The sequence below is a fragment of the Nocardioides sp. genome (genome assembly GCF_044226305.1).
In the GTDB taxonomy this organism is placed as follows: domain Bacteria; phylum Actinomycetota; class Actinomycetes; order Propionibacteriales; family Nocardioidaceae; genus Nocardioides.
This window is the reverse complement of record NZ_JBGAHF010000007.1, coordinates 19,116-41,616: the sequence shown is the minus strand read 5'-3', so window position 1 is coordinate 41,616 and position 22,501 is coordinate 19,116. Positions and strand designations below refer to the sequence as shown.

Here is a 22,501-nt window from a genome sequence, read left to right as displayed (position 1 = left end):
CGGGCGCCGGCGGTGCCGGCGTAGCGGGCGGCGCTGGCGCGGGGTCCGGGGGCGCCGGCCCGGGCTCCGGCGCCGGAGCCGGCCCGGCCTCGGGCGCCACCCACTCCAGGTCGGGGTCCTGCCGCAGCACGGCGGTCTGCAGGTCCCGCAGCTCGGCGGAGGGCTCCAGCCCCAGCTCCTCGTCGAGCACCTCGCGCACCCGGCGCAGCACCTCCAGCGCGTCCGCCTGGCGTCCCGACCGGGTCAGCGCGAGCGCCCGCAGGGCCCACAGCCGCTCGCGCAGCGGGTACGCCGCGGTGAGGGCCTCCAGCTCGGCGGCGACCGTCGCGTGGTGACCGAGCGCCAGCCCGGCCACGGCCCGGTCCTCCAGCGCCACGAGGCGCAGCTCCTCGAGGCGCGCCCGCTCGGCCACGGCCGGGTCCGCGTCGCCGAGCTCGGCGTACGGCGTGCCCCGCCACAGCGCGAGCGCCTCGTCCAGGGCCGCGACCTCGGCGGCCAGCACGCCGGCGTCCAGCGGCGAGCGTCCCCAGCCGACCGGCTGCAGCCGCCGGTGCGTGGCGGCGACCACCTGCTCGAACCGGTGCACGTCGACGCTCTCGTCCGGCACCCGCAGCGCGTAGCCGGGCGCCACCGTCACCAGGACCGTGGCCGGCGCCCGGCGCTGCCGGTCAGGCTCGATGACCCGGCGCAGCTGCGAGACGTAGGCCTGGAGGGTCGCGGTGACCCCGGGGGGCGACGCGTCGCCCCAGAGCAGGTCGACGATCGCGTCGACGGAGACCGGCCAGCCCCGCGAGAGCGCGAGCGCGGCGACCAGCGCCCGCTGCTTCGGCGTACCGAGGTCGACGGGCGCTCCGTCCAGCACCACCTCGACCGGGCCGAGGACCGAGACCTGCACGGGCACAGGCTAGGCACCCGCGGCCCCGCGCGGGCGAGAACCGGCCCCAAGTCGCTCCAAGTCGCTTCGAAGTGGTCTCCAAGTGCCCCGCGGCACGGTGTTCCCACCGATCACCGACACAGGAGTCAGCACCATGACCATCGAGCTCGACACCCCGAGCATCCCCGCCGCCCACGCCCTCCACGGCCTGCTCGGAGGCCGGGTCCACCTCCCCGGCGACCCCGGCTACGACGCCGCCCGCGTCCCGTGGAACTTCGCCGTCGACCAGCGGCCGGCCGCCGTGGCCTTCCCCCGCACCGTCGCCGAGGTCTCCACCGTGGTCCGCCTCGCCGCCGAGTCGGGCCTCCGCGTCGCCCCGCAGAGCACCGGCCACAACGCCGGGCCGCTCGCCGCCCAGGGCCTCGACGACGTCGTCGTCGTCCGCCTCAACGAGATGTCGTCCGCCGTCGCCGACCCGACCCGCGGCATCGTCCGGGTCGAGGGCGGCACCGTCTGGGAGCCCGCCGTCGACGCGGCCGCCGCCCACGGCAAGGCCGTGCTGCACGGCTCCTCCCCCGACGTCGGCATCGCCGGCTACTCCCTCGGCGGCGGCATCGGGTGGTACGCCCGCAAGCACGGCCTCGCCACGAACAGCCTCACCGCGGTCGAGGTCGTCGTCGCCGACGGCAGCCTGGTCCGCGCCGACGCCACCACGAACGCCGAGCTGTTCTGGGCGATCCGCGGCGGCGGCGGCAACTTCGGCGTCGTCACCGCGCTGGAGTTCGCCATGTACGACATTCCCACGGCGTACGCCGGCATGATGATCTGGGACCTCCGCGACATCGAGCCGGTGCTGCGTGAGTGGTCCGCCTGGGCGCCGAGCGCTCCGGACGAGGTCACCACGTCGTTCCGCGCCATGCGCCTCCCCGACCTGCCCGACCTGCCCGACTTCATCCGCGGCAAGGAGCTCGTCGTCGTCAACGGCGCCGTGCTGGGCTCCGACGAGCGCGGCGAGGACCTGCTCCGTGGTCTCCGTGCGCTGCGCCCGTGGATGGACACCTTCGGTCGGGTGCCGGCCAAGTCGCTGGTCCGCCTGCACATGGACCCCGAGGGCGGCGCTCCGTTCGCCTCGGACTCCGCCATGCTGGCCTCGTTCCCGGGCGCCGCCGTCGACGCGTTCGTCGCCGAGGCCGGCCCGGACGCGCAGAGCTCGCTGCTCATGGCCGAGCTGCGCCAGCTCGGCGGCGCGCTCGGCCGTCCGCACGAGGGCGGCGGCGTGCTCGACCGGCTCGACGCGCAGTTCGTCAGCTTCGGCGGCGGGATGGCGATGACCCCCGAGATGGGCGCCCAGGCCCACGCCGACGCCGTCCGGCTCACGAGCGCGCTCGCGCCGTTCGCCAACGGCCGGCAGTACTCCAACTTCGCCGAGAACACCGTCGACGCCCGCTCGCTCTTCGGGGCGGACCGGTGGCGGCAGGTGACCGGCATCCGGAGCGCCGTGGACCCGCACGGCGTGTTCGTGGCGAACCACCGCATCCCGCGGCTCCACGAGGACGGCCGGTCGCAGGCCTGAGCGGTCCTGCGTCAGTCTCGAGGCCGGGCGGCCCGGGTCCAGTCGGTCCCGGGCGGTCCGGCCTCGAGCCACGACTGGAAGCCGGTGAGCGAGGCCGAGGACATGGCCAGCTCGACGTCCCCGGAGGGCGTCGTGCACGAGATCACCAGGTGGTCGGGGTAGAGCGAGAGCTGCTCGGGCCCCTCGGGGTCCCGCCAGCCGACGAAGGTGAGCTGGGAGCGGAGCAGGGTGCGCTTCGGCCGGGGCCAGAGGGAGAAGTAGCGGAACCACTCCAGGGTCTCCCCGGAGTAGCGGCCGAGGCCGAGAAGCCAACCGCGCCCGGCCCTGGTGGACCGGACGCGGTAGCTGAGCTCGAAGGTGCCGCCGTGGCGCGAGAGGAGGCGGCGGCGCAGGATCAGGCCGACGCCGACGAGGACGATGACCAGGAGCAGCACGCCGGCTGCGTCGAGCAGCCACTGCCACACCGGCATCCGACGCCCTCCACCCGACTCGCACCCCCAGAGGACTTCACCCTAGCGGGCGACCCTGGGGGTGCGATGTCTGGGTCAGGCCCGGATCAGGACGCGCGCTCGGCTGCGCGCAGGCGCACCTCGGCACGGCGGACGCGCTCCTCGGCGTCGGCGGCGTCGGAGTCCGACTGCGCCGCCTCCAGCTCGGAGCGCGCTGCGTCGACGTCGATCTCGTCGGCGAGCAGGGCGAACTGCGACAGGATCGACACCCGGTCGTTCGCGACCGAGAGGAACCCGCCGTCGACCGCCCCGAACACCTTCTCGCCGTCGAGCGGCGTGATCTCCACGACGCCGTCGACCAGCAGGGACAGCACCGGCATGTGGCCGCGCAGGATGCCGATGTCACCCTCCGCGGTCTTGGCCACGACCATGGAGGCCGGACCGGACCACACGGTCCGGTCGGCCGCCACGAGCTCCACCTGGAGCTGGTCGCCGTCGGCCATCAGAGGTTCTTCTGGATCTCGGCCCACTTCCGCTCGACGTCGTCCAGACCGCCGCACATGAAGAAGGCCTGCTCGGCCACGTGGTCGTACTCGCCGTCGGCGATCTTGTTGAACGCCTCGACGGTCTCCGACACCGGGACCGTGGAGCCCTCGATGCCGGTGAACTGCTTGGCCACGTAGGTGTTCTGCGACAGGAACCGCTGGATGCGGCGAGCCCGGGAGACGATGATCTTGTCCTCCTCGGAGAGCTCGTCGACACCGAGGATCGCGATGATGTCCTGCAGCTCCTTGTTGCGCTGCAGGATCTGCTTGATGCGGATCGCGCAGTCGTAGTGGGCCTGCCCGATGTACTGCGGGTCCAGGATCCGCGAGGTCGAGGTCAGCGGGTCCACGGCCGGGTAGATACCCAGCGACGCGATCTCGCGCGAGAGCTCGGTGGTCGCGTCCAGGTGGGCGAACGTGGTCGCCGGAGCCGGGTCGGTGTAGTCGTCGGCCGGCACGTAGATCGCCTGCAGCGAGGTGATCGAGTGGCCACGCGTCGAGGTGATCCGCTCCTGGAGCGTGCCCATCTCGTCGGCGAGGTTGGGCTGGTAGCCCACGGCGGACGGCATCCGGCCCAGCAGGGTCGAGACCTCGGACCCGGCCTGGGTGAACCGGAAGATGTTGTCGATGAAGAGCAGCACATCCTGGTTCTGCACGTCGCGGAAGTACTCCGCCATCGTCAGCGCGGACAGCGCGACCCGCAGGCGGGTGCCCGGCGGCTCGTCCATCTGGCCGAAGACCAGGGCGGTCTGGCCGATGACGCCGGCCTCCTCCATCTCGACGATCAGGTCGTTGCCCTCACGGGTGCGCTCGCCGACACCGGCGAACACCGACACACCACCGTGGTCCTTCGCGACCCGGGCGATCATCTCCTGGATCAGCACGGTCTTGCCCACGCCCGCGCCGCCGAACAGGCCGATCTTGCCGCCCTGGACGTACGGAGTGAGCAGGTCGATGACCTTGATGCCGGTCTCGAACATCTGGGTCTTCGACTCCAGCTGGTCGAAGGCCGGCGCCTTGCGGTGGATGCCCCAGCGCTCGGCGGGCTCGAACTTCTCGCCCTCCTCGAGGTTGAGGACCTCACCGAGGGTGTTGAACACCTTGCCGAGCGTGGCGTCGCCCACCGGGACCGTGATCGGGCCACCGGTGTCGGTCACCTGGGCGCCGCGCACCAGGCCGTCGGTCGGCTGGAGCGAGATCGCCCGGACCACACCGTCACCGATGTGCTGCGCGACCTCCATCGAGAGGATGCGCTTCTCGCCGGCGAGCTCGAGCTCGCACTCCAGCTTGTTGTAGATCTCGGGCATCGAGTCCACCGGGAACTCGACGTCGACGACCGGGCCGATCACTCGAGCGATGCGGCCGACGCCGGCCGACCCGGTCGACTGGGTCTCTTCGATCGTTGCAGTCATTCTTCACTCACTCCCGGCTTGGGCGTCGGCCAGCGCGTTCACGCCACCGACGATCTCGCTGATTTCCTGGGTAATGCCGGCCTGGCGGGCCTGGTTGGCGATTCGTGTGTACTTCTTGATGAGCTCGTCGGCGTTGTCCGTGGCGGACTTCATCGCCTTCTGACGGGCCGCGAGCTCGGAGGCCGCGGCCTGCAGCAGCGCGAAGAAGATCCGGCTCTGGACGTACTGCGGCAGCAGCCCGTCGAGCACCTCCTCCGGCGACGGCTCGAACTCGTAGAGCGGCAGCACCTCACCCGCGTCGGGCTTCTCCTCGCCCTCGACGACCTCCAGCGGCAGCAGCCGCACGTCGGTCGGCTCCTGCACGAGCATCGAGCGGAAGCGGGTGAACACCACGTGGACCTCGTCCACGGCGCTCTCCCCCTCCTCCTCGAGGAACGCGTCGATCAGCGTGCGGCCGATCTCGTGCGCCGCCTCGTACGACGGCTGGTCGGAGAAGCCGGTCCACGTCTGCGCGACCGGGCGACCACGGAACTTGTAGTACGCCTCGCCCTTGCGGCCGCAGATGTAGGTGTGGATCTCCTTGCCCTCACCGCGGAGCCGCTCGGCGAGCCGCTCGGCCTCCTTGAGCACGCTCGAGGAGTACGCACCGGCCAGGCCGCGGTCGCTGGTCACGATGAGCACGGCGGCCCGCTTGGGGTCCTCCGGCTCGCGCGTCAGCGGGTGGTCGACGTTGGAGTACGTCGCCACCGCCGACACGGCACGGGTCAGCTCACGGGCGTAGGGCGCAGCCGACTGGGCACGCTGCTGGGCCTTGATGATCCGGGACGCGGCGATGAGCTCCATGGCGCGGGTGATCTTCTTCATAGACTCCGTCGACTTGATCCGCGCACGGTACTCGCGCACCGAGAGAGCCATCGTCAGCCCCGCTTCTGCTTGACGATCTGCTCCTGCTCGACGTCCTCGTCCTCCAGCGCCTCGGCCTGCGGCTCGTGGCCGACCTTGATCGAGCCGCCCTCGGAGGTCTCGAACTGGTCGAGGAAGGAGTTGTAGGCGTCCTCGAGCGAGCTCGCGGTGTCGTCCTCGAACTTCTGCGTCTCGCGGATGGTCGAGAGGACGCCGTCGTGCGAGCGGCGCAGGAAGTCGAGGAACTCGCGCTCGAAGCGCAGCACGTCCTCGGTCGGCACCCGGTCGAGGCGACCGGTGGTGCCGATCCACAGCGAGACCGTCATCTCCTCCAGCGGGTACGGCGAGTAGGCCGGCTGCTTGAGGAGCGCCATCAGCCGCTGACCACGGTCGAGCTGCTGCCGCGACGCCGCGTCGAGGTCCGAGGCGAACATCGCGAACGCCTCCATCGCGCGGAACTGCGCGAGGTCGACCTTGAGCGAGCCGGTGACCGCCTTCATCGCCTTGGTCATCGCCGAGCCACCCACGCGGGAGACCGACACACCGACGTCGATCGCCGGGCGCTGGTTGGCCGCGAAGAGGTCGGACTGCAGGAAGATCTGGCCGTCGGTGATCGAGATGACGTTCGTCGGGATGTAGGCCGAGACGTCGTTGGCCTTGGTCTCGATGATCGGCAGGCCGGTCATCGAGCCCGCGCCCATGTCGTCGGAGAGCTTCGCGCAGCGCTCGAGGAGCCGGCTGTGCAGGTAGAAGACGTCACCGGGGTAGGCCTCACGGCCCGGCGGGCGACGCAGCAGCAGCGACACGGCGCGGTAGGCCTCGGCCTGCTTGGTCAGGTCGTCGAACACGATGAGGACGTGCTTGCCGTCGTACATCCAGTGCTGGCCGATGGCGGAGCCGGTGTAGGGCGCGAGGTACTTGAAGCCCGCGCTGTCCGACGCCGGGGAGGCGACGATCGTGGTGTACTCCAGCGCGCCGGCCTCCTCGAGGGCGCCGCGCACCGAAGCGATGGTCGAGCCCTTCTGGCCGATGGCGACGTAGATGCAGCGGACCTGCTTGGTCGGGTCGCCCGAGTCCCAGTTCTGCTTCTGGTTGATGATCGTGTCGATCGCGATCGTGGTCTTGCCGGTCGCGCGGTCGCCGATGATCAGCTGGCGCTGACCACGACCGATCGGGGTCATCGAGTCGATCGCCTTGATGCCGGTCGCGAGCGGCTCGTGCACCGACTTGCGCTGCATCACCGTCGGGGCCTGGAGCTCGAGGGCGCGGCGGGTGTCCGCCTCGATCTCGCCGAGGCCGTCGATCGGGGTGCCGAGCGGGTCGATGACGCGGCCGAGGAAGTTGTCGCCGACGGGGACCGAGAGGATCTCGCCGGTCCGGCGGACCGTCTGGCCCTCCTCGATGCCCTCGAAGTCACCGAGGATGACGACACCGATCTCGCGGGTGTCCAGGTTCAGCGCCAGGCCGCGGGTGCCGTCCTCGAACTCGAGCAGCTCGTTGGCCATGGCCGAGGGCAGGCCGCTGACGCGCGCGATGCCGTCGCCTGCCTGGGCAACAGTGCCGACCTCTTCCTTGCTCGCCGCCTCGGGCTGGTAGTCCGCGACGTACTTCTGGAGCGCGTCGCGGATCTCCTCCGGACGGATCGAAAGCTCCGTCATCGTTGTCCCTACTCTCTTGTCTCTTCTGAAGTCTGAATTCGGTGGTGGAGCGGGTCGAGGCCGGCGTCAGCCGACCAGCTTGCGCCGGGCGTCGTCGAGCCGGCTGGACACGGTCCCGTCGATGACGTCGTCACCGATCTCGACCCGGATCCCGCCGAGCACGTGGGTGTCGACGATCTCGTTGACGTGGATCTGGCGGCCGTACTGCGCGCTGAGCGCCCGGACGAGGCGCTCCCGCTCGTCGTCGCTGAGCGGCGACACGACCCGGACCGTGGCGACGTACTCGTCCTGCGCCTCGGCCGCCACGCGCCGGTAGGTCTCCAGCGCCGCGGTGATCGTGCGGTAGGTGCCGACCAGCGCCTGCTTGGCGAGCACGACCGTCGCCGGCAGCGTCTTGCCGCCCAGCAGCGAGTCGAGCAGTGCCGCCTTGTCCTCGTCCGTGCGGGCCGGGTTGGCGAGCGCGTCGCGGAGGTCGGGGTTGGCGGTCACCATCCGGCTGAGCGCGAAGATCTCGTCGGCCAGCTGGTCGGCGTCGGACCCGACCGACCGCACGACGGCGATCTCACCGAGCCGCTCGAGCGCGTCCGGGAGGTCCCGGCTGCTGGTCCACCGACGACCCACCGCGCTCACCACGAGCGCGAGGGTGACCTCGTCGGCCTTGCCCTCGAGCACCTGCCGGGCCAGGCCCTGCCGCGCCTCGACGGGCAGGGAGGCGTCGGTGGTCACCCGCCGCAGTGCGGGCTCGGCCCGCAGCAGCGAGGAGACCGTGAACAGCTCCGAGGCCACCCGCTCGGCGTGCGAGCCGGCACGCACGGCGTCGCGCAGCTCCGTGGTCAGCTCCGCGAGGGAGTCGGCCGAGGCTCCACGAAGATCCATCAGCTGGCGCTTTCCAGGTCGGCGAGGAACCGGTCGACCACGCGGCTCTGGCGGGCGTCGTCGTCGAGGGACTCCCCGACGATCCGGCCGGCCAAGGTCGTGGCGAGCGTGCCGACCTCGCCGCGCAGCTGCGCCATCGCGGCCTTGCGGTCGGCCTCGATCTGCGCGTGGGCGTGCTCGACGATCCGGGCCGCCTCGACGTTCGCCTGCTCCCGCATCTCCGCGATGATCTGGGCGCCCTGCTCACGGGCCTCCTCGCGGATCCGCGCCGCCTCGTGGCGAGCGTCGGCGATCTGGGACTTGAACTCCTCCTCGGCCGCCTGGGCTCCGGACTTGGCCTCGTCCAGCTCGGCGAACTCCGCCCGGATCGCGTCCTGGCGAGCGGTCATCGCGCGGTTGATCGGCGGGATGACGTACTTGCCCAGCAGGAACAGGAGCAGGAGGAACGCCGCCAGCTCGACGAAGTAGGTGGCGTTCGGAACGAGGAAGTTGCTCTCCATGGGAGTGATCGCAACGCTTGCCATCGTGGGTTCCTTTGCTTGCTTCTGACGGAAGGGGCAGGAGCCCCAGGTCAGCCGAGGACGAAGACGAAGAGCGCCATGAACGCGAGGTTGATGAAGAACATCGCCTCGACCAGACCCACCGTCAGGAAGAAGATGGTCTGCAGGCGGCCCTGTGCCTCGGGCTGGCGGGCGACACCCTCGATGTAGGACGAACCGGCCAGACCGTCACCGATGCCGGCACCGATCGCGCCACCGGCGAGGGCGATGCCGCCGCCGACGAACGCGCCCGCGGTGGTGATGGCGGAGTCAGTTACTGCCATTGTGATCTTCTCTCCTTGTTGTCGCGCCGGGGAGTGGCGCTGGTGTTTACCTCTGTCGACGACCGACCCGGGCGGGTCAGTGCGCTGGTACGGGTTCGGCCTCGTCCGCGTGTGCGGTCTCGGCCTTCTTGCGCCGTTCCTCCTCCAGGAATTCCTCGTGCCGCTCGTGCTCCTCGTGACCGGCACCGGCCATCGCGAAGTAGAGGACGGTCAGCAGCGCGAAGATGAAGGCCTGGATGGCGCCGATCACCATGTCGAACGCCTTCCACAGGAGGTTCGGCGCCCAGAAGGCGTAGATCGGGATGAGTCCGATCAGGGCGAGCATGATGCCGCCCGCGAAGATGTTGCCGAAGAGTCGCAGGGCGAGGGTGATCGGCTTGATCAGCTCCTCGAGGATGTTGAGCGGCAGCAGGATCGGGAACGGCTCGGTGAAGTGCTTGAAGTAGCCGCGGGTGCCCTTCTGCCGGATCCCGTAGGTCCAGACGCTGACCATCGTGACCGTGGCCAGGGCGTAGGTCAGGTTGGTGTCCGCCGTCGGGGCCGAGAGCACGTGGTTGCCGTGCGAGAACTCCGTGGGGATCAGCTCGAGCCAGTTGGCGATCAGGATGAAGAAGAACAGGGCGATCGCGAGCGGCGCGACGAACGGGTGCACCTTGCCGAGGTTGTCCTCGACCTGCTTGTTCACCTGCCCGACGATCGTCTCCCACAGGATCTGGATCTTCGTGGGGACGTGGTCTCCGGTGTCCTTGGCCATCGAGCGGACCACCCAGAAGCCGAGCAGGAGGACGATGACGCCGGCCACGATCGTCGAGAGGATCGTGTCGACGTTGAACGTCATGCCGTGCCACGTGACGGTCTTGTGCTCGCCGATCGTGATGTCGGACTCGAGCGGCATGAGGCCGGTCATGGGTTCTTCAGCTCCTTCAGCAGCGGGATCGTGGTCATCACCAGGGCGATGAGCCGGAAGATGGCGAGGCCGAGCAGCAGCCCGATGCCGTCGGGCCAGAAGACCACGGCGACACCGACGGCCACCACCGTCAGGACCGTCAGCCGGACGAGCGTGGAGGTGATCATCTGGTTGCGGGTCGGCTGCTCACCCGACGAGATCGTCTTCAGCAGCCAGTACTCCGTGGCGAGGTGGTTGGCCAGGCCCAGCAGCACGCCGGCGGCGATGCAGCCGGCCAGGCGCCACTCGCCGAGCTGGCCGATGATCCAGAAGCTGGCGACGACCATCCCGAGGCCGACCAGCTCGATCTTGCGCTGGTCGCGGACCACGCGCCACAGCGACGCCTTCTCGGGGACGGGCGGGGCGGGCTCGGTCATCGCGTTGCTCATCTCGGTGCTGGTCACCGGGGCTCACCCCCGGAGGGCGGCACGGACCTTGACGACGAAGCCGACGCAGCCGCCGAGGATGCCGAGAGCGATCCCGACCAGGACGCCGACCGGCTCCGTGCCGAGGGCGTCGTCCACGAGGTAGCCGATGACGAGGCCGGCGACGACGGCACCCGCGAGGAGGCCTCCGAGGCCGATGAGGTCACGGCCACGCAGCCCGGCGTCGGGGCCAGCGTCGGAGCGCTCATCGACCATCCACCCAAGTCCCATTCGTCGGCACCGGCATCGGCAGGCAGGAAGCCGCCGGGTAGGCGAGCACGAGAAACGGCCCTGCCCTCGACACCCAGCGACCGGGCGAAACTACCACAGGCCGACGGACCGTCCGCCAGCGGCGTTCTCGTCGTCCGGATGGTCGCGGTCGTCATGGTCGGCGGCCGTTCTGTCGTCGGTTCTCGGGTGCTTGTGAAAACTAGCACAAGCGTTTCGGAGGGCGGAAACCGGGTCTCCCGACGGCGCTCAGCCCTCGTCGGCGAGCACCACGCGCGGGCGGTGCAGCTTGGGCAGCACGAAGGTGAGGCCGACCGTGACGACCACGCCCACGGCGAGCGAGGCCCACATCCACGCGTCGTCGCTGTACAGGCTCATCAGGACCGTGCCGAAGGCGACCAGGGCAGCCCAGAGCCACATGATCAGCACCGCCCGCCGGTGGGAGTGGCCGATCTCGAGCAGCCGGTGGTGCAGGTGCTGCTTGTCCGGCGCGAACGGCGACCGGCCGGCCCGGGTGCGGCGCACGACGGCCAGCAGCAGGTCCAGCATCGGGATCACCAGCAGCGAGATGGGCAGCAGCAGCGGGAGCAGCGTCGGCAGCAGGCTGGCGGTCGACCCGGAGCCGCCCGCGCTGAGCTGGTCGGGGCTGAACTGGCCGGTCAGCGTCACCGCGCTGGCCGAGAGCACCAGGCCGATCAGCATGGAGCCGCTGTCGCCCATGAACAGCCGCGCCTGGTGGAAGTTGTGCGGCAGGAAGCCTGCGCAGGCCCCCGCCAGCGAGACGCTGAGCAGGGCACCGGTGGTGGCGAGCGACACCTTGTTGATGTTGGCGAGCTGGTAGCAGAAGACGAAGAAGGCGATCGCCCCGATGCCGACCACGCCGGCGGCCAGGCCGTCCAGGCCGTCGACGAAGTTCACGGCGTTGACGGTCGCCACCACGATGAAGCCGGTCAGCAGTGCCCCTTGCGCGGGGTCGAGGGGGTACTGCGTCCCGTCCCGTCCGGTCACGTAGACGTACTGGATCCCGAAGGCGATGAGGAACCCCGCGGCGAGCACCTGGCCGCCGAGCTTGGTGAGCGCGTCGAGCTCGAAGAGGTCGTCGAGCACCCCGACCGCGCAGATCAGGGCTCCGGCGATCAGCACGATGCCGGCGTCGCGGAAGACGAACGGCCCGCTCTGGGACAGGAAGGGCAGCTGCCGCGCCACCACGTACGCCGTCACCAGCCCGCCCAGCATCGCCAGGCCTCCGAGGTAGGGGATGGGCACCGCGTGCACGTCGCGGTCGCGCACCTTCGCCACCGCCCCGGTCCGCAGCGCGATCTCCCGCGCGATCACGGTCAGCAGGTAGGTCGCCGCCGCGGCGACGAGGAAGACGAGGAGGTACTCCCGCAAGGGGTCAGCCCTCGTCCGTGATCGTGGCCCCGAGCGGCTCGAGGACCTCGTTGAGCCGGTCGAGGGACAGCGCCCCGCGCCGCAGCACCCGGCCCGGGGTGGCGGTGCAGTCGATGATCGTCGAGGCCTCGCCGCCGGGTGACTCCCCGGCGTCCACCACGACGGCGACCGCGTCGCCGAGCATCTCCTCGGCCTGGTCGGCGTCGGTGGCGGCCGGCATCCCGGTCTTGTTGGCCGAGCTCACCGCGAGCGGCCCCGTGCGCTCGAGGACCTCGAGGGCGACGTCGTGGTCGGGCATCCGGACGGCGACCGTTCCGCGGGTGTCACCCAGGTCCCACTGGAGGGAGGTCTGCTGGTGGCACACCAGGGTCAGCGGCCCGGGCCAGAACTCCTCGACCAGCGCCCGGGCCCAGGCGGGGACCCGGGTGGCGAGCGCGTCCAGCGTGGTCGTGGCACTGACCAGCACCGGCGGCGGCATCTCGCGCCCGCGCCCCTTGGCGGCGAGCAGCCCGCGCACGGCCGCCGGGTCGAAGGCGTCCGCGCCCACGCCGTACACGGTGTCGGTCGGGATCACGACGAGGTCGCCGCGCTGCACCGCGAGGCTCGCCGCCTCGACGGCCTCCTCGCGCTCCTCGGCCGTGCTCGTCGGGTACCGGTCACTCACAGGGTCATCGTGCCAGTCGCGCGGTCGTGTAGCGCGGCCGACCTGCCAGGTCGAGGTGGTCGCGCACGTCGGTCCAGCGACCCGTCGCCGCGAACACCGCCGGCGCCGACTCCCCCTGCACGTCGGCGTGCTCGAAGCCCACCACTCCCCCGGGCCGCAGCAGGTGGGCGGCCCGACGCTCGAGGACGCGGATCGCGTCCAGGCCGTCGGCGCCGGAGAAGAGGGCCAGGTGCGGGTCGTGGTCGCGCGCCTCCGGTGCCACCGACTCCCAGGCCTCCAGGGGGATGTAGGGCGGGTTGCAGGTGAGCACGTCGACGGCGCCCGCGAGGTCCTCGAAGGCGGTGGCCATGTCGCCGTGGCGGAGGTCGACACCGGTGCCCTCGAGGTTGCGCTCGGCCCAGGTGTGGGCGGCCTCGTCGAGCTCGACCGCGTGGACCTCGGCGCCGGGCACCTCGTCCTTGACGGCCTTGGCGACCGCTCCGGACCCGGTGCAGAGGTCGACGACCACGCTGCCGTCGCCCGCGTGCTCGACCGCCCACCCGGCGAGGAGCTCGGTCTCGGGCCGGGGCACGAAGACACCGGGCCCCACGGCGAGCTCGACGTGGCGGAACCAGGCGGTCCCGGTCAGGTGCTGCAGCGGCTCACGGGCCGCGCGGCGGTCGAGCAGGGCGTCGTACTCCGCGACGGCGGACGGCGCGACCACCTCCACGAGGGGCAGCTGCGACCGGGTGGTGCCCAGCACGTGCGCCAGCAGCTCGGCCGCGTCGTGCTCGGGGCTCGCGACTCCCGCGTCGCGCAGCCGTGCCGTCGCGTCGCGCAGGAGCTTACCGCGGGTGGTCACTGCTCGAGGGCCTCGAGCCGCGCGGCGAGGTCGGCGTCGATGCAGGAGTCGAGCACCGGCTGGAGGTCGCCGTCGAGCACCTGGTCCAGGTTGTAGGACTTGTAGCCGGTGCGGTGGTCGGAGATGCGGTTCTCCGGGTAGTTGTAGGTGCGGATCCGCTCGGAGCGGTCAACGGTGCGCACCTGGCTCCGGCGCGCCTCGCCGGCCTCGGCGTCCGCGGCGTCCTGCGCGGCCTGGAGCAGGCGGGAGCGCAGGATCCGCAGGGCCTGCTCCTTGTTCTGGAGCTGGCTCTTCTCGTTCTGGCAGCTGACCACGATCCCCGTCGGGACGTGGGTGATCCGGACCGCGGAGTCGGTCGTGTTGACGCTCTGCCCGCCCGGACCGCTGGAGCGGAACACGTCGATTCGCAGGTCGTTCTCGTCGAGCTGGACGTCGACCGGCTCGGCCTCGGGCAGCACCAGGACGCCGGCGGCGCTGGTGTGCACGCGGCCCTGCGACTCGGTGACCGGGACCCGCTGCACGCGGTGCACGCCGCCCTCGAACTTCAGCAGCGCGTACGGCGCCTCGCCGGGCTCCGGGGTGCCCTTGGCCTTCACCGCCACCGTCACGGACTTGTAGCCGCCGAGGTCGGACTCGGCGGCGTCGAGCACCTCGACCTTCCAGCCGCGGCGCTCGGCGTAGCGGGTGTACATGCGCAGCAGGTCGCCGGCGAAGAGCGCCGACTCCTCGCCACCCTCGCCGGACTTGACCTCGAGGATGGCGTCCTTGTCGTCGGCCGGGTCGCGCGGGACGAGCAGCCGCCGCAGCCGCTCCTCCGCCTCGTGCCGGCGCAGCTCGAGCGCCTCGACCTCGTCGGCGAAGGTCGGGTCCTCGGCGGCGAGCTCGCGGGCGGCCTCGACGTCGTCGACCAGGGCGGTCAGGTCCCGCCAGGCGCCGATGATCGACGACAGCGCCGCATAGCGCTGGTTGAGCCGCTTGGCCAGACGCGCGTCGGCGTGCGTCTCCGGCGCGGCGAGCTGCTTCTCCAGCTCGGCGTGCTCGGCGAGCAGGCTCTCGACCGCCTCGAACATCTGGTGCCTCCCGTTGGTCGTCGACCGTGATGTGGCCCGTGACAAATCACGAGCGCCGGTCCCCGCGGGTGGCGGGGACCGGCGCTCGGTGGCAGCTACTTCTTGGCGTCAGCGGCCTTCTTGGCGTAGCGGGCCTCGAAGCGGGCGACGCGGCCGCCGGTGTCGAGGATCTTCTGCTTGCCGGTGTAGAACGGGTGGCACTGCGAGCACACGTCGGCGTGGATCGTGCCGGAGGTCGCGGTGCTGCGGGTGGTGAACGAGCTGCCGCAGGTGCAGGTCACCTGGGTCTCGACGTACTCCGGGTGGATGTCCTTCTTCATGGCTGTCCTTTCACAGGGCCGCCGGGTCGCCGCGCCCCCAGTGGGCGGACGTGAACCGGAGCCAGCACACGATTGTGTCATGGGTACCAACACCGCGGTAATCGATGGTGTTCCCGGCGTCGGGCCGCCTGGTCAGGAGCGGCGCGGGAACGCCGGGACGATCCTCGGCAGCGACGGGTCGACGTCCTCGGGGACCCCGTCCTCCGCGCCGGCCTGACGGCTCTCGGTCTCGGCCGCCACCAGCTCGCTGAGCGTCGGCGCCGGCACCCGGTCGGGCTGGAGGGTCAGGTGCACGGTGACCGTCGTGCCCTCGCCCTCGACCGAGTCGATCACGACGTCGCCGTCGTGCTTGTCGATGATCGTCTGCATGATCCGCAGCCCGAGGCCGGTGCCGGCGATCTCGTTGCGGACCGCGTTCGAGGCCCGGAAGAACCGCGTCCCGAGCCGGTCGATCTCGGCAGCCGGGATGCCGATGCCGTGGTCGGTGACCGCGACCTCGGCGACCGTCCCGGTCGTCCGCAGCACGACCTCGACGCTGCCGCCCTGGTGGCTGAACTTCACCGCGTTGGTGAGCACGTTGCAGAAGGCCCGGTGCAGCATCGCCCGGTCCGCAAGCACCGGGACGACGGTGTCGGGGGTGTCGACGCGGACGTGGATGCCGCGCCGGGCGGCGGTGATCCGGACGTCGGTGGCCGCCTCGCGCAGCAGGAGCGCCAGGTCGACCGGCTCCATCTCCGTCCCGCGTCCCTCGGCGCGCGACAGGGCGAGCAGGTCGTCGATGAGCAGCTTGAGCCGGGTGACGTTGCGCCGGGTCGCCTCGAGCATCTTCTCGTGGCGCGGCTGCATCCGGCCGTCGAACTCCTCGGCGACCATCTCGAGGTAGCCGGCGATCGTGGTCAGCGGCGTCCGCAGCTCGTGGGAGACGTTCGAGACGAAGTCGTCCTTGGCGGTGTCGAGGGTCCGCAGCTCGTTGTGGATCCGGCCCTCCACCGCGTGCGCGCGGGCCTGGCCGTCGGCGAAGTCGTTGAGGGCGGACGCGACGGCCCGGACCTCCCGCGGGCCGGTGAGCTGGGCGCGGACGTCGTTCTCCTGGCGGGCCATCCGCTGGACGACGGTCTCGAGGTCGAGCAGCGGCTGGGTGAGCTCGGCGGTGAGACGCCGGCGCGAGCGCGACAGCACCCACCACGCACCGAGCGCCAGGAGCACCACTGCGAGGATCGTGCCCTTCAGCCGGAACGACGCGTCGGTGCTCGCCTGCCGCACCCGGCTGTCGAAGGCCGCGGTCGTGCTCTGGTGCGCGCTCCGGATGGAGTTGAAGAGCTGCGAGCCCGAGCGCACCTGCTGGGGGGTCGCGGGCACGCCACCCTTGGTCTGCATCCGGGGCGCCGCGTAGTTCGTGATCCAGTCGCGGGCGGCGCGCTCCTGGCGCAGGACGAGCAGCTCGAGCTCGTTGTCGCCGGCCGCGAACTGCCGCACCCGCTGCTGGTCGGCCGGCAGCCGGAGCAGGGCCTGCTGGTAGTCGTCCTCGGCGGCCACGGAGCCGGTGCTCGACCACGCCTCGACCGCCGCGGACATGTCGGTGAGGTCCTGGTAGATGTTCTGGTTCGCGGCCGCCGCGGGCTGCAGGTCGTCGGTCAGGTAGTTGACCGCCGCCGTCGACAGGACGACGCCGAGCACGGCGATGGCAGCCATCAGCGCCGCCATCACGCCCAGGCGGACGATGATCGGCGACACCAGGCGCGCAACCGGACGCCCAGAACTCATGCCTCACCCCCCAGGGTGCCCCCACACCCTGTTCAGGAGGGTACAGCGGGCGGCCCCGGGAGTCCGGGAATCAGCTGGATCGGGTCAGCAGGGCCTGCACCCGGGAGGCGAGCTCGCGCGGGCTGAAGGGCTTGGTGATGTAGTCGTCCGCGCCGGAGTCGAACCCGGTCTCCACGTCCGACTCCTGGGCGCGGGCGGTGAGCAGGATGACCGGGAGGTCGGCCAGCGAGGGGTCCGCCCGGATCGCCCGGATCGCGTCGAGGCCCGAGACGCCGGGCATCATCACGTCCAGCACCGCGAGGTCGGGTCGCTCGGCCTGGCACGCGTCGATCGCGGCGGCCCCGTCGGAGACCGCCACCACGTCGTGCCCGAGCGTGGAGAGCTTGAACTCCACGAGCTCGCGGATGTCGACATCGTCATCCGCGACGAGGATCCGAGCCACTCACGTCCCCTTTCGGTCCCACCAGCATCGGTGAAGCAGCGTGCAGTGCAGCCTAGCCCTCCTCGGGCTGGGGTGGAGGGAGATGGCCGGGCCGGTCTCCCCCCACCTCGAGGCTCAGTCCTCGCGCCCGCCGTTCGGGGTCGGCGTGGTCTTCTGGACCTGCAGCAGGAACTCGATGTTCGTCGGGGACTTCTTGAGCCGCTCGATGAGCAGCTCCAGCGCCTGCTGGCCGTCGAGGCTGGAGAGCACCCGGCGCAGCTTCCAGACGATCGCCAGCTCCTCCTTGCTCATCAGGAGCTCCTCGCGGCGGGTGCCGGACTGCACGGCGTCGATCGCCGGGAACAGCCGCTTGTCGGCGAAGTCCCGGCGCAACCGGATCTCCATGTTGCCGGTGCCCTTGAACTCCTCGAAGATCACCTCGTCCATCTTCGAGCCGCTCTCGATGAGCGCCGTGGCGAGGATGGTCAGCGAGCCGCCGTTCTCGATGTTGCGGGCGGCGCCGAAGAACTTCTTGGGCGGGTAGAGCGCTGCGGAGTCGACGCCGCCGGACAGGATCCGGCCGCTCGCAGGCGTCGCGAGGTTGTAGGCGCGTCCGAGTCGGGTGATGCCGTCGAGCAGCACGACGACGTCGTGACCGAGCTCGACGAGGCGCTTGGCGCGCTCGATCGCGAGCTCGGCGACCATCGTGTGGTCCGAGGCGGGGCGGTCGAAGGTCGAGGAGATGACCTCGCCCTTGACCGAGCGCTGGAAGTCGGTGACCTCCTCCGGACGCTCGTCCACGAGGACGACCATCAGGTGCACCTCGGGGTTGTTGGTCGTGATCGAGTTGGCGATCGACTGCATGATGATCGTCTTGCCGGCCTTCGCCGGCGACACGATCAGGCCGCGCTGTCCCTTCCCGACCGGCGCCGCGATGTCGATGACCCGGCCGATCAGGTTGTCCGGCGTCGTCTCCAGGCGGAGCCGCTCGGTGGGGTAGAGCGGTACCAGCTTCGAGAAGTCCACGCGGCTCTTGGCGGCCTCGGGGTCGGCACCGTTGACGCTGTCGATGCGCACCATCGGGTTGAACTTCTCCCGACGCTCACCCTCGCGCGGCTGGCGCACCTGGCCGACGAGCGCGTCACCGCGCCGCAGGCCGTACTTGCGGACCATCGACAGCGAGACGTAGACGTCGTCGGGCCCGGGCAGGTAGCCGCTGGTGCGCACGAACGCGTAGTTGTCGAGCACGTCGAGGATGCCGGCCGCCGGCACCAGCACGTCGTCCTCGAGGATCGTGGTGTCGGGCTCCCGCCCGCCGGCCCGCGGCACGTCGCGGTCGCGGCCGCGCCGGCGTCGGTTGCGTCGGCTGCCCTCGCGCTGCTCGTCGTCCTGGTCGACGGCCTGCTGCTGGCCCTGCTGGTTCTGCTGGTTCTGACGGTCCTGGTCCTGCTGACGCCGGTCCTGGCCCTGCCGGTCCTGGCCCTGGCGGTCCTGGGCCTGCCGGTCCTGGTTGCGGTCCTGGTTCCGGTCCTGGTTCCGGTCCTGCTGCTTCTGGCGGTCCTGGCCCTGCCGGTTCTGCTGCTGGCGGTCCTGGCCCTGCTGCTGGCGGTCCTGGCCCTGCTGCTGGCGGTCCTGGCCCTGCTGGCGGTCCTGCTGGCGGTCCTGCTGGCGGTCCTGGCCCTGCCGGTCCTGGGCCTGCCGGTCCTGGTTGCGGTCGCGCTTCTGCTCCTGCTGCTTCGGCTCGGACTTCTCGTCCTGCTGCTTCGGCTCGGACTTCTCGTCCTGCTGCTTCGGCTCCGGCTTCCGGTCCCGCTTCGGCGCGGACGTCTTCTCCGCCGGACGCTCCGTCTCCTGCTCGGCGGCCGGCCGGCCGCCTCCCGACTGGTGGGCCTTGATCGCCTCGACCAGCTGGGCCTTCTTCATCGATCCCGCACCCGGGATCCCCAGTCCTGCGGCCATCGACTTGAGGTCGGCCAGCAGCATGGAGTTGAGCCCTCCACCGCGCTTCTTCGCCGGCTTCTCAGCCGCGGGAGCGGTGGTGGATTCGATGGTTTCGGTCACGTGAGGTCCTTCCCACGTATCAGTGCCGAGCCGGCCTCGGGCCGGCGGCTTGGGGTTCTTTGCCCCCTCCCCCGCCGGGCTCCACAGAAGAGGGCAGCCAGGGTGCGCGACAGCGGCCGCGCGTGGAAGAGGGGAAAGGCGCTCCGAGAGCTCGGGCGCACCGCCAAGATACACCGCGGCCGCCGACGGTGTGGCATCGGCCACGTGTGTCGGAGGCGCTCCGAAGACATGGGTGTGACCCCGTCGGCCGTGGCCGGCGGGGTCTGGGTCAGTGGGTATGTCGCAGGAACAGCTCGTCAGGTACGTCGGTCTGCTCAGCGATGTCTGCCAGGTCATCGGCGGGGGTGTCGGTGACGAAGGGGCTGACGTAGGTGCGGCCCATCGGGGTCGTCCACACGAACCCGACCCCAGGAACGCGCTGGTAGTCCCAGCCGGTGAAGGTCTTGAGCCGGTGGTGGGTCCGACAGGCGGGCGCCAGGTTGGACGACGCGGTGGGGCCCTCGGGCCAGGGCACCTGGTGCTCGGCATCGGTCGTGCGGGCGCGGCCGGTGCGGGCGGGCCTGGTGCGGGCGGGCCTGGTGCAGCCGGGGAAGCAGCACTGCCGGTCCCGCAGGCCGATCTGTTCCTTCATCACCTCGGTCGGCCGGTAACACTCCGTCGACAGCTCCGCGTTCAGGTCGATCACCGGCCGGACCGTGACCTTGGTGCCGGCCTGCTGGCACCAGTCCTTCAGGTGCTCGGGGGTAATGGAGGACCGGGTGTTGTCGACGTCGACACTCGCCTGGCCGGGACGGACGTGGGCGTAGACCACCACCTCACGGGAGCCTTCACTGTCCGTCGTGCCGAGGAGGCCCGCGGCCATCGACCGGCGCACGTCCAGCGGCAGGTCGAGGTCCAAGGTCGCGGCCTTCGCCCGGATCTGCTCCTCCAGGGCGAGGGCGTCGGCCACGTCCAGCTCGCCCTCGACGTGGACCAGTCCGTCGGGGGTGGCGTGGTCGAGGTCGATGTCGAACCGGCGCCTCTCCAACGCGGCCACCCGCCGCTCCTCGGCGGCGTCGGGGTCGTGCTCGGCGCGGGCCTTCTCGACCTGCCGCTCGATCTCGGCGAAGGAGCAGCGGTGCGCGCACCACGCGAGCCGCTGGTCCACGACCGCCGCAGCATCCGCAGGCAGGGACGTGGTGGCCTGGGCGACCTTGCGGGCCTTCCACACCGCCACCTCACCGGCCACCACGCGAGTCCACAGCCGCGGGAGCCGGTGGCGGAGCTCGACCGCGTCGCCGAGGTAGAGCCGGCCGGCGTCGGTTGTCCGGCCGACCGCGAGTGCGAACTCCGCGACCGCGGCCTCGTCGATGGTGGGGGCGCCGTCGCCGGCGATCTGGAGGTCCCGCATCCCGAACTCGATCGAGGTGTCGACCTCCTCGCCGGGGTGCAGGGCGACCCAGTCGGTGGCCTGGATCAGCTGCTGGACCTCGAGGTCGGCGATCGCCTCCCGGGTCGCCGCCGCCGCGGTCAGCACCGACTCGGCAGACTCGACCCGGCGGTCGCGGGTCTCGGTGCCAAGCTCGGCGGCGGTGCTGGTCATGGGTCTACTCAAGCACCGACCACCGACAGTCAGGTGCGAGAATCCCCTGTATCCACAGGGATCTGAGGACTCCGAAGGTAACGATTCGGCATCATCCGATCCCGTCGTCGGGACCATCTCACCGGACCGTCTCCCGCGGACCGCGAGCTGGGAAGCAACCGCGACCCGGCACCCGCCGTACCCGCGTTGCTGCCTGTCGGTCGCAACCCGAGCAAACCCGAAGCCGGCGCGCAGTGGTCCCCGCCCTGCCTTGCCTTCCGGGGTCTCGACGACGCTCGCTGGCGCTCGCTGCTCGACCACCGGCGACGTCGCTGGCGCTCCTCGCACCTCAACCACCGGGGCGGCGACCGTGAGTCGGGAGGCGACCGTGACCCGACGCCCGCCGTACCCGTCGTTGCTGCTTGTCGGTCGTAACCGGAGCGGACGGCGAGATGCCGACGGTCACCGCCCTGCGCATCTTCTGGGGTCTCGACGACGCTCGCTGGCGCTCGCGGGCTCGACCACCGGCGACGACGCTCGCTGGCGCTCGCGGGAGAGACCACCGGTGCCAGCACCCGCGAGCCGGATGGCCGCCGCAACCAGCCGCCCGCCACCCCGTCGTTGCTGCCTGTCGGTCGCAACCCGAGACCACGGCGAGATGCCGACAGTCGCCGCCCTGCGCACCTTCTGGGGTCTCGACGACGCTCGCTGGCGCTCGCGGGAGAGACCACCGGTGACGACGCTCGCTGGCGCTCGCGGGAGACCACCGCGGGCCGGCGCACTCAGCCCAGCCGGGCCCCGTCGGGGTCGACCGTCAGGTGGTGGGCGGCCCAGCCGTCGGGGCAGCGGGCGAGCAGGTCCGGGGCGCCGGCGGCGTCGGTGAAGGTCAGCACCGTGGGCCCGGCGCCGGAGACGACGGCCGGGAACCCGTCGGCGCGCAGGGCGTCGACGAGCGCGAGCGAGTCCGGCATCGCCGGGCGGCGGTGGTCCTGGTGCAGGTAGTCGCGGGTCCCGCGCAGCAGGTGCTCGGGCTGCCCGGCGAGCGCGGCGACCAGCAGCGCGGCACGCCCCGCGTCGGCGGCGGCGTCCGCGTGCGGGACCTCGGCCGGCAGCAGTCCGCGGGCGACCTCGGTCGACACGGGGGTCGGAGGCACGAGCACGACGACCTCGATCCGGGGGTCGACGCCGGAGCGCACGGCGTAGAAGTCGCCGTCCGACCGCCCGTCGCGGCCGGAGATCACGAAGCCGCCGAGGAGGGCGGGCGCCACGTTGTCGGGGTGCCCCTCCATCCGGGCGGCGAGGCGGAACAGCGCGTCGTCCTCGAGCAGCAGCGTGCCGCCCGCGACCAGGCCCCGGGCGAGGACGACCCCGGCCACGATCGCCGCCGAGGACGAGCCGAGGCCGCGCGCGTGCGGGACGACGTTCGTGCAGGACAGCCGGAGCCCGGGAGGCTGGCGGCCGGCGAGGTCGAAGGCCGCCCGCATGGCCCGGACGACGAGGTGCGACTCGTCCAGGGCGAGCGAGCCCTCCCCCGCGCCGGAGACGACGACCTCGAGGCCGCCGTCGGTCACCTCGGCGACCAGCTCGTCACGCATCGACAGGGCGACGCCGAGCGAGTCGAAGCCGGGGCCGAGGTTGGCGGACGTCGCCGGGACGGAGACCCGGACCGGGCCCTCGACGAAGGTGACCACGGGT

The 22,501-nt window shown here is 71.5% G+C and carries 23 protein-coding genes; 1 reads left to right on the top strand and 22 read right to left on the bottom strand.

Going from position 1 to position 22,501, the window contains the following annotated elements:
- A partial coding sequence (locus ACILQ5_RS09110; protein WP_395657673.1) for a BTAD domain-containing putative transcriptional regulator occupies positions 1-895 on the bottom strand: 895 nt, incomplete at its 3' end.
- Positions 896-1,028: 133 nt separating this feature from the next.
- Here ACILQ5_RS09110 and ACILQ5_RS09105 point away from each other — a divergent pair.
- The gene (locus tag ACILQ5_RS09105; RefSeq protein ID WP_395657672.1) at positions 1,029-2,447 is read left to right on the top strand and encodes an FAD-binding oxidoreductase; all 1,419 of its coding nucleotides are present in this window, start codon (positions 1,029-1,031) and stop codon (positions 2,445-2,447) included.
- Positions 2,448-2,458: 11 nt separating this feature from the next.
- Here ACILQ5_RS09105 and ACILQ5_RS09100 read toward each other — a convergent pair whose 3' ends face one another.
- The 21 genes from ACILQ5_RS09100 to thrB form a co-directional block, all read right to left on the bottom strand.
- The gene (locus tag ACILQ5_RS09100) at positions 2,459-2,917 is read right to left on the bottom strand and encodes a DUF2550 domain-containing protein (protein ID WP_395657671.1); all 459 of its coding nucleotides are present in this window, start codon (positions 2,915-2,917) and stop codon (positions 2,459-2,461) included.
- An 86-nt stretch (positions 2,918-3,003) separates the two neighbouring features.
- Positions 3,004-3,399, bottom strand: coding sequence for a F0F1 ATP synthase subunit epsilon (locus tag ACILQ5_RS09095; protein ID WP_395657670.1), 396 nt, complete (start codon positions 3,397-3,399; stop codon positions 3,004-3,006).
- A complete protein-coding gene (atpD, locus tag ACILQ5_RS09090) occupies positions 3,399-4,853 on the bottom strand; it encodes a F0F1 ATP synthase subunit beta (RefSeq protein WP_395657669.1) in 1,455 nt (484 codons plus the stop codon). Before atpD ends, ACILQ5_RS09095 begins: the two co-directional genes overlap by 1 nt.
- 3 nt (positions 4,854-4,856) lie before the next feature.
- On the bottom strand, positions 4,857-5,768 hold the full coding sequence (locus tag ACILQ5_RS09085) for a F0F1 ATP synthase subunit gamma (protein WP_395657668.1): 912 nt from the start codon (positions 5,766-5,768) through the stop codon (positions 4,857-4,859).
- Between the two features lie 2 nt (positions 5,769-5,770).
- On the bottom strand, positions 5,771-7,414 hold the full coding sequence (gene atpA / locus ACILQ5_RS09080) for a F0F1 ATP synthase subunit alpha (protein WP_395657667.1): 1,644 nt from the start codon (positions 7,412-7,414) through the stop codon (positions 5,771-5,773).
- 66 nt (positions 7,415-7,480) lie between these two features.
- Complete coding sequence (locus ACILQ5_RS09075) at positions 7,481-8,290, bottom strand: F0F1 ATP synthase subunit delta (protein WP_395657666.1); 810 nt, start codon at positions 8,288-8,290, stop codon at positions 7,481-7,483.
- Positions 8,290-8,790, bottom strand: coding sequence for a F0F1 ATP synthase subunit B (locus tag ACILQ5_RS09070; RefSeq protein WP_395657665.1), 501 nt, complete (start codon positions 8,788-8,790; stop codon positions 8,290-8,292). The genes ACILQ5_RS09075 and ACILQ5_RS09070 overlap by 1 nt, the downstream gene beginning before the upstream one ends.
- A 71-nt stretch (positions 8,791-8,861) precedes the next feature.
- Positions 8,862-9,113 carry a F0F1 ATP synthase subunit C gene (locus ACILQ5_RS09065; protein WP_395657664.1) on the bottom strand — a complete coding sequence of 84 codons (252 nt, stop codon included), beginning with the start codon at positions 9,111-9,113 and terminating at the stop codon, positions 8,862-8,864.
- Positions 9,114-9,189: 76 nt separating this feature from the next.
- Positions 9,190-10,020 (bottom strand): F0F1 ATP synthase subunit A, encoded by an 831-nt coding sequence (gene atpB / locus ACILQ5_RS09060; RefSeq protein ID WP_395657663.1) that lies wholly within the window; start codon positions 10,018-10,020, stop codon positions 9,190-9,192.
- Entirely contained in the window at positions 10,017-10,463 is a 447-nt protein-coding gene (locus tag ACILQ5_RS09055; RefSeq protein WP_395657662.1) for an ATP synthase subunit I, read from the bottom strand. Before ACILQ5_RS09055 ends, atpB begins: the two co-directional genes overlap by 4 nt.
- A 6-nt stretch (positions 10,464-10,469) precedes the next feature.
- Positions 10,470-10,700: an AtpZ/AtpI family protein gene (locus ACILQ5_RS09050; protein ID WP_395657661.1), complete on the bottom strand. Its 231-nt coding sequence runs from the start codon at positions 10,698-10,700 to the stop codon at positions 10,470-10,472.
- Between the two features lie 261 nt (positions 10,701-10,961).
- On the bottom strand, positions 10,962-12,104 hold the full coding sequence (locus ACILQ5_RS09045) for a glycosyltransferase family 4 protein (protein ID WP_395657660.1): 1,143 nt from the start codon (positions 12,102-12,104) through the stop codon (positions 10,962-10,964).
- Positions 12,105-12,108: 4 nt separating this feature from the next.
- Complete coding sequence (locus ACILQ5_RS09040) at positions 12,109-12,768, bottom strand: L-threonylcarbamoyladenylate synthase (protein ID WP_395657659.1); 660 nt, start codon at positions 12,766-12,768, stop codon at positions 12,109-12,111.
- Positions 12,769-12,772: 4 nt separating this feature from the next.
- The gene (gene prmC, locus ACILQ5_RS09035; RefSeq protein ID WP_395657658.1) at positions 12,773-13,609 is read right to left on the bottom strand and encodes a peptide chain release factor N(5)-glutamine methyltransferase; all 837 of its coding nucleotides are present in this window, start codon (positions 13,607-13,609) and stop codon (positions 12,773-12,775) included.
- Complete coding sequence (gene prfA, locus ACILQ5_RS09030) at positions 13,606-14,679, bottom strand: peptide chain release factor 1 (RefSeq protein WP_395657657.1); 1,074 nt, start codon at positions 14,677-14,679, stop codon at positions 13,606-13,608. Before prfA ends, prmC begins: the two co-directional genes overlap by 4 nt.
- Positions 14,680-14,774: 95 nt before the next feature.
- Positions 14,775-14,999: a 50S ribosomal protein L31 gene (gene rpmE / locus ACILQ5_RS09025; RefSeq protein WP_395657656.1), complete on the bottom strand. Its 225-nt coding sequence runs from the start codon at positions 14,997-14,999 to the stop codon at positions 14,775-14,777.
- Positions 15,000-15,131: 132 nt separating this feature from the next.
- Positions 15,132-16,763, bottom strand: coding sequence for a sensor histidine kinase (locus ACILQ5_RS09020; protein WP_395657655.1), 1,632 nt, complete (start codon positions 16,761-16,763; stop codon positions 15,132-15,134).
- Positions 16,764-16,833: 70 nt separating this feature from the next.
- Entirely contained in the window at positions 16,834-17,205 is a 372-nt protein-coding gene (locus tag ACILQ5_RS09015; protein ID WP_395657654.1) for a response regulator transcription factor, read from the bottom strand.
- 114 nt (positions 17,206-17,319) lie between these two features.
- Positions 17,320-19,167 carry a transcription termination factor Rho gene (rho, locus tag ACILQ5_RS09010; RefSeq protein ID WP_395657838.1) on the bottom strand — a complete coding sequence of 616 codons (1,848 nt, stop codon included), beginning with the start codon at positions 19,165-19,167 and terminating at the stop codon, positions 17,320-17,322.
- A gap of 346 nt (positions 19,168-19,513) precedes the next feature.
- Complete coding sequence (locus ACILQ5_RS09005; RefSeq protein ID WP_395657653.1) at positions 19,514-20,827, bottom strand: HNH endonuclease; 1,314 nt, start codon at positions 20,825-20,827, stop codon at positions 19,514-19,516.
- Positions 20,828-21,588: 761 nt separating this feature from the next.
- The gene (thrB, locus tag ACILQ5_RS09000) at positions 21,589-22,497 is read right to left on the bottom strand and encodes a homoserine kinase (protein ID WP_395657652.1); all 909 of its coding nucleotides are present in this window, start codon (positions 22,495-22,497) and stop codon (positions 21,589-21,591) included.
- Positions 22,498-22,501: the final 4 nt, after the last annotated feature.

Bases quoted from the DNA above. Each gene is read 5' to 3' on its own strand.
- prfA (WP_395657657.1), bottom strand. From the start codon at position 14,679: ATGTTCGAGGCGGTCGAGAGCCTGCTCGCCGAGCACGCCGAGCTGGAG.
- ACILQ5_RS09050 (WP_395657661.1), bottom strand. From the start codon at position 10,700: ATGGTCGATGAGCGCTCCGACGCTGGCCCCGACGCCGGGCTGCGTGGC.
- ACILQ5_RS09005 (WP_395657653.1), bottom strand. From the start codon at position 20,827: ATGACCAGCACCGCCGCCGAGCTTGGCACCGAGACCCGCGACCGCCGG.
- ACILQ5_RS09085 (WP_395657668.1), bottom strand. From the start codon at position 5,768: ATGGCTCTCTCGGTGCGCGAGTACCGTGCGCGGATCAAGTCGACGGAG.
- rpmE (WP_395657656.1), bottom strand. From the start codon at position 14,999: ATGAAGAAGGACATCCACCCGGAGTACGTCGAGACCCAGGTGACCTGC.
- rho (WP_395657838.1), bottom strand. From the start codon at position 19,167: ATGCTGCTGGCCGACCTCAAGTCGATGGCCGCAGGACTGGGGATCCCG.
- ACILQ5_RS09105 (WP_395657672.1), top strand. From the start codon at position 1,029: ATGACCATCGAGCTCGACACCCCGAGCATCCCCGCCGCCCACGCCCTC.
- ACILQ5_RS09020 (WP_395657655.1), bottom strand. From the start codon at position 16,763: ATGAGTTCTGGGCGTCCGGTTGCGCGCCTGGTGTCGCCGATCATCGTC.
- atpB (WP_395657663.1), bottom strand. From the start codon at position 10,020: ATGACCGGCCTCATGCCGCTCGAGTCCGACATCACGATCGGCGAGCAC.
- ACILQ5_RS09065 (WP_395657664.1), bottom strand. From the start codon at position 9,113: ATGGCAGTAACTGACTCCGCCATCACCACCGCGGGCGCGTTCGTCGGC.
- ACILQ5_RS09100 (WP_395657671.1), bottom strand. From the start codon at position 2,917: ATGCCGGTGTGGCAGTGGCTGCTCGACGCAGCCGGCGTGCTGCTCCTG.
- ACILQ5_RS09070 (WP_395657665.1), bottom strand. From the start codon at position 8,790: ATGGAGAGCAACTTCCTCGTTCCGAACGCCACCTACTTCGTCGAGCTG.
- ACILQ5_RS09095 (WP_395657670.1), bottom strand. From the start codon at position 3,399: ATGGCCGACGGCGACCAGCTCCAGGTGGAGCTCGTGGCGGCCGACCGG.
- atpA (WP_395657667.1), bottom strand. From the start codon at position 7,414: ATGACGGAGCTTTCGATCCGTCCGGAGGAGATCCGCGACGCGCTCCAG.
- ACILQ5_RS09075 (WP_395657666.1), bottom strand. From the start codon at position 8,290: ATGGATCTTCGTGGAGCCTCGGCCGACTCCCTCGCGGAGCTGACCACG.
- atpD (WP_395657669.1), bottom strand. From the start codon at position 4,853: ATGACTGCAACGATCGAAGAGACCCAGTCGACCGGGTCGGCCGGCGTC.